Origin of the sequence: Thauera phenylacetica B4P (assembly GCF_000310225.1) — a bacterium.
Classification (GTDB): Bacteria; Pseudomonadota; Gammaproteobacteria; order Burkholderiales; family Rhodocyclaceae; genus Thauera; species Thauera phenylacetica.
In genome coordinates this window covers 1-5,368 of sequence record NZ_AMXF01000260.1, presented here as the reverse complement: position 1 = coordinate 5,368, position 5,368 = coordinate 1, and the positions used below count along the sequence as shown (strand labels likewise).

Sequence of the window (5,368 nt, the reverse complement as noted above, 5' to 3'; positions counted from 1 at the left end):
GGGTGCGCCCGGGGCGGGCGCACCCGGTCAGCGGTGCGTGTGGTAGGTGCCCGCCGCGGCGTGGTGGCCGCCCATGTGCGGGCGGTGGTGCGGCTGCCGGCCGATCAGGCCGCCCGCCAGCATGCCGAGCGCGCTCGCCGCCAGGCCGTAGAGCTGGGGCTCGATGTCGCCTTCGGGCACGAAGAGCTCGAAGAGGATCCAGGTCGACAGGCCGAGGATGATCGACAGCGCCGCGCCGAGGTTGTTGGCGCGCTTCCAGAACAGGCCCGCCGCGAGCGGCACGAAGGCGCCGGCCAGCGTCACGCGGTAGGCGTTCTCGACCATCTCGTGGATCGAGGACTCGGTGCTGGTCGCGTACCAGGTGACGAAGGCGGTGAACAGCACCACGGTGACGCGCGTGCTGAGCAGGAAGGCGCGGTCGCTCATGCCGGGGAAGAAGCCGCGCAGCACGTTCTCGGAGAAGGTCACCGAGGGCGCGAGCAGGGTGCCGGAGGCGGTCGACATGATCACCGACAGCAGCGCGCCGAAGAAGATCACCTGGGCGTAGAAGGGCATGTACTGCAGGATCAGCGTCGGCAGGATGAGCTGCGAGTCCTGCTCCATCAGGCGCTCGACCATGCCGGGGTCGATGATGTTGGCGGTGTAGGCGAGGAACAGCGGCACCGCGGCGAAGAAGAAGTAGCTCACGCCGCCGAGCGTGGTGCCCCACACCGCGACGGTCTCGTTCTTCGAGGAATTGACGCGCTGGAACACGTCCTGCTGCGGGATCGAGCCGAGCGCCATGGTGGCGAAGGCGGCGAACCAGGCGATGATCTCGACCGCATCCAGGGAGGGCAGGAACTCGAACTTGCCCTCGGCGGCGGCCTTGGAGATCACGTTGTCGAAGCCGCCCGCCATGTCGCCGGCGATCGCGCTCACCCAGACCAGGCCGATGACGATCACGATCATCTGCACGAAGGTGGTCATCGCCACCGACCACATGCCGCCGAACAGCGTGTAGACCAGCACCACGCCGGCGCCGATCAGCATGCCCTGGTTCATGCTCACCAGTTCGCCCGACAGCACGTTGAACACCAGCCCGAGCGCGGTCACCTGCGCCGCCACCCAGCCGAGGTACGACAGCACGATGCAGATCGACAGCACGAGCTCGGTCGTGCGGTTGTAGCGCATGCGGAAGAAGTCGCCCAGCGTGAGCAGGTTCATGCGGTACAGCGGGCGCGCGAAGATGAGGCCGAACAGCACCAGGCAGGCCGAGGCGCCGAGCGGGTCGGAGATCAGCCCGCTGAAGCCTTCCTCAATGAAGGTCGCCGAGATGCCGAGCACGGTCTCGGCGCCGAACCAGGTGGCGAACACCATCGCCAGCACGACGATCATCGGCAGGTTGCGCCCCGCGGTGATGTAGTCGCGCGCGTTGTGCACCCGGGTGGCGGCATACAGGCCGATGCCGATGGAGACGACCAGATAGGCGACGACAAGCCAGAGCAGCATGGTTGGGCCCTTCGTGTTGGCGCGTCCGCGCGCGGTGAGCGAAAAAAGAGGGCGCGAGTTTAGCAACAGAACGGCCCCGCGGGGGGCGGGATCTACGCGCCAAGGGCTTGATCGTTCGCGCTTTATTGCGTGAGCGCAACGCCGCCGCCAGGCGGCAGGGTGCGTCAGCCGAACAGGCGGTACAGCTCCAGGCCGAGCAGGCCCATGGCGACGGCGCCGATGAAGAGCAGCAGGCGGCCCTGGGTGCGCTGCCCGGCGGCGAGCTCGTCGAGGCGTTGCTGCTGCGCGCTCTGGTGGCGGGTGGATTCGGTGAGGGCGTGATGCACCAGGCGCGGCAGCTGCGGCAGCGTGCCGGCCCAGGCCGGGGCCTCTTCCTTGACGCCGCGCACCAGCGCGCGCACGCCCATGCGCTCGTCCATCCAGCGCTCGAGGAAGGGCTTGGCGGTCTTCCACAGGTCGAGCTCGGGGTCGAGCTGGCGGCCCAGGCCCTCGATGTTGAGCAGGGTCTTCTGCAGCAGCACGAGCTGGGGCTGCACCTCCATCTCGAAGCGGCGCGCGGTCTGGAACAGGCGCAGCAGGGTCTTGCCGAAGGAGATGTCCTTCAAGGGCTTGTCGAAGATCGGCTCGCACACGGTGCGGATCGCCGCCTCGAACTCGTCCACCCGCGTCTTCGCCGGCACCCAGCCGGCCTCGATGTGGGCCAGCGCCACGCGCCGGTAGTCGCGCTGGAAGAAGGCGAGGAAGTTGGTCGCGAGGTAGTTCTTGTCCACCTCGTTGAGGGTGCCCATGATGCCGAAGTCGAGCGCGATGTAGCGCCCGTCGGAGTGCACGAAGATGTTGCCCGGGTGCATGTCGGCGTGGAAGAAGCCGTCGCGGAAGACCTGCGTGAAGAAGATCTCCACGCCCGCGCGCGACAGCGCCTTCAGGTCGGTGCCCTGGGCGAGCAGCGCCGGCGTCTGCGAGATCGGCACGCCGCGCATGCGCTCCATCACCATGACCTTGCGCCCGCACCAGTCCCAATAGACCTCGGGCACGATCAGGAGCGACGAGTCCTTGAAGTTGCGCCGCAGCTGCGAGCAGTTGGCGGCCTCGCGCATGAGGTCCAGCTCGTCGTGCAGGTACTTGCTGAACTCGGCGACCACCTCGCGCGGCTTCAGGCGCCGGCCCTCCGGCCACACCTTCTCCAGCAGCACCGCGGCCACCTCGAGCAGCGCGAGGTCGTGCTCGATCACGCGCTCGATGCCCGGGCGCAGCACCTTGACGGCGACGTCGGTGCCGTCGGGCAGGCGCGCGAAGTGCACCTGCGCCACCGAGGCCGAAGCCACCGGCGTGCGCTCGAAATCATCGAAAACCGTGTCGATCGGCTTGCCGTAGAAGCCTTCGAGCACCGCGAGCGCCTGCTCGGTGGGGAAGGGCGGCACGCGGTCCTGCAGCAGCGCGAGCTCTTCGGCGAGGTCGGGCGGCAGCAGGTCGCGGCGGGTCGACAGCATCTGGCCGAACTTGACGAAGATCGGCCCGAGCGACTCCAGCGCCTGGCGCAGGCGTGCGCCGCGCGACTCGGTGTAGGTGCGCCAGAAGAAGACCTTGTGCCAGACGTGCGCGAGGCGGCCGCTGCTGTCGGCGTCGAGCACCATGCGGTCGAGGCCGAAGCGCAGGCTGACGGAGACGATCTTGGCGAGACGGAAGAGGCGCACGATGGAGGGCCGGGCAGACGCAAACCCTGGACTGTAGCCCGAAAGCGGCAGCGGGGGAACGGGCGGGGACGCGTCCGCGCGCCACCGGCATGCAACCTGCGCTCACATCCTCGCCGGGGCGGGCTGCGCCGATCCGCTATAATCGCGCGTTTCGAATTCATTCCGAGTGCCATGAGCGCCGACCCCAAAGTCCTGCTGACCGACCTGCTCCAGACCGCGCTGAAGAGCGTCGCGCCGGATCTCGCCGACACCCCCATCCTGCTGGAGCGCCCCAAGCAGGCGAGCCACGGCGACTTCGCCACCAACCTCGCGCTGCAGCTCGCCAAGCCGCTCAAGCGCAACCCGCGCGAGCTCGCCGGCCTGCTGCTGGCCGAGCTGCCGCCCTCCAAGCTGGTCGCCAGGGCCGAGGTCGCGGGCGCCGGCTTCATCAACTTCACGCTCGCCGCCGACGCCAAGACCGCGGTGGTGCGCGAGGTGCTGGCCAAGGGGGCGGACTTCGGCCGCGGCCTCGCCAAGGGCGTCAAGGTGCAGGTGGAGTTCGTCTCCGCCAACCCCACCGGTCCGCTGCACGTCGGCCACGGCCGCGGCGCGGCCTACGGCGCGTCGCTGGCGGACGTGCTCGCCTTCGCCGGCTTCGAGGTCAGCCGCGAATACTACGTGAACGACGCCGGCCGCCAGATGGACATCCTGGCGCTGTCGACCTGGCTGCGCTACCTCGCCTTCTTCGGCATCGAGGTGCCCTTCCCGCCCAACGCCTACCAGGGCGACTACGTGATCGACATGGGCCGCGACATGCGCGATGCCCATCAGGACCGCTTCGCCCAGGTCACGCGCGAGCAGGTGCTCGCCGGCACGCCCGGCCTGCCCCAGGCCGACCGCAAGGACGACGAATCGAAGCAGCAGCGCGAGGAACACCTCGACGCGCTGATCGCCAACGCCAAGCGCCTGCTCGGCGACGACTACGGCTGGGTGCATGGCTTTGCCCTCAACGAGCAGCTCGGCGATGGTCGCGACGACCTCGGTGAGTTCGGCGTGCGCTTCGACAAGTGGTTCTCGGAGCAGAGCCTGTTCGACACCGGCCTCGTCGAGCGCGCGGTGGGCCAGCTCGAGCAGCACGGCCACATCTACCTGCAGGACGGCGCCAAGTGGTTCCGCTCCACCGCCTTCGGCGACGAGAAGGACCGCGTCGTGCAGCGCGAGAACGGCCTCTACACCTACTTCGCCTCGGACATCGCCTACCACCTCAACAAGTACGAGCGCGGCTTCGACCGCATGATCGACATCTGGGGCGCCGACCACCACGGCTACATCCCGCGCGTGAAGGGTGCGATCGCCGCGCTCGGGCTCGACCCCGCGCGCCTGGACGTGGCCCTGGTGCAGTTCGCGGTGCTCTACCGCGACGGCCAGAAGACCTCGATGTCCACGCGCTCGGGCGAATTCGTCACCCTGCGCGAGCTGCGCCGCGAGGTGGGCAACGACGCCTGTCGCTTCTTCTATGTGCTGCGCAAGTCCGACCAGCACCTCGACTTCGACCTCGACCTCGCCAAGAGCCAGAGCAACGAGAACCCGGTGTATTACGTGCAGTACGCGCACGCCCGCGTGTGCTCGGTCCTGAACCAGTGGGGCGGCGAGGCTTCCGAGCTGGCCGAAGCCGAGCTCGGCCTGCTGCACAACGAGCGCGAGCTGGCGCTGTGCGCCCGCCTGGCGAGCTTCGCCGAGCTGGTGCAGGACGCGGCGGCAGGCTATGCGCCGCACCAGGTCGCCTTCTACCTCAAGGACCTCGCCGCCGACTTCCACAGCTGGTACAACGCCGAGCGCATGCTGGTCGAGGACGAGGCGGTCAAGCTCGCCCGCCTCGCGCTCGCCGCCGCGGTGCGCCAGGTGCTGGTCACCGGCCTGAAGATGCTGGGCGTGTCCGCGCCCGAGTCGATGTGATGGCGGGGGGTGCAATCGTGAGTCGAGATCGCAGGCCGGCCCGCAAGCCGGCGCGCGCACCGGCCAGGAGCGCCGGCGGGACGCTGATCGGGATCTTCATCGGCCTCGTCTTCGGCGCGCTGATCGCCGCCGGGGCGGCGTGGTACTTCACCCGCAGCAATCCCTTCCAGGCCGCGCCGGTCGCGCCGCGCGTGCAGGCGCCGGCCGAGCAGGGGCCGGCGGCGCTGCCCGGCAAGCCGGGCGACCGCCCG

General features: G+C 69.3%; 3 protein-coding genes and 1 pseudogene. 2 read left to right on the top strand and 2 right to left on the bottom strand.

Features of this window, described 5'->3' with window-relative positions; genetic code table 11:
• Positions 1-27: 27 nt before the first annotated feature.
• Both C667_RS19895 and ubiB read right to left on the bottom strand, forming a co-directional pair.
• Complete coding sequence (locus C667_RS19895) at positions 28-1,488, bottom strand: high affinity choline transporter 1 (RefSeq protein WP_004378848.1); 1,461 nt, start codon at positions 1,486-1,488, stop codon at positions 28-30.
• A 164-nt stretch (positions 1,489-1,652) separates the two neighbouring features.
• Entirely contained in the window at positions 1,653-3,182 is a 1,530-nt protein-coding gene (gene ubiB / locus C667_RS19890) for a ubiquinone biosynthesis regulatory protein kinase UbiB (protein ID WP_004378846.1), read from the bottom strand.
• 171 nt (positions 3,183-3,353) lie between these two features.
• Between ubiB and argS the strand changes: the two genes are divergently transcribed.
• Both argS and C667_RS19880 read left to right on the top strand, forming a co-directional pair.
• A complete protein-coding gene (gene argS, locus C667_RS19885; protein WP_004378844.1) occupies positions 3,354-5,117 on the top strand; it encodes an arginine--tRNA ligase in 1,764 nt (587 codons plus the stop codon).
• A 17-nt stretch (positions 5,118-5,134) separates the two neighbouring features.
• Positions 5,135-5,368, top strand: a pseudogene (locus C667_RS19880) (SPOR domain-containing protein); the annotation flags it as partial.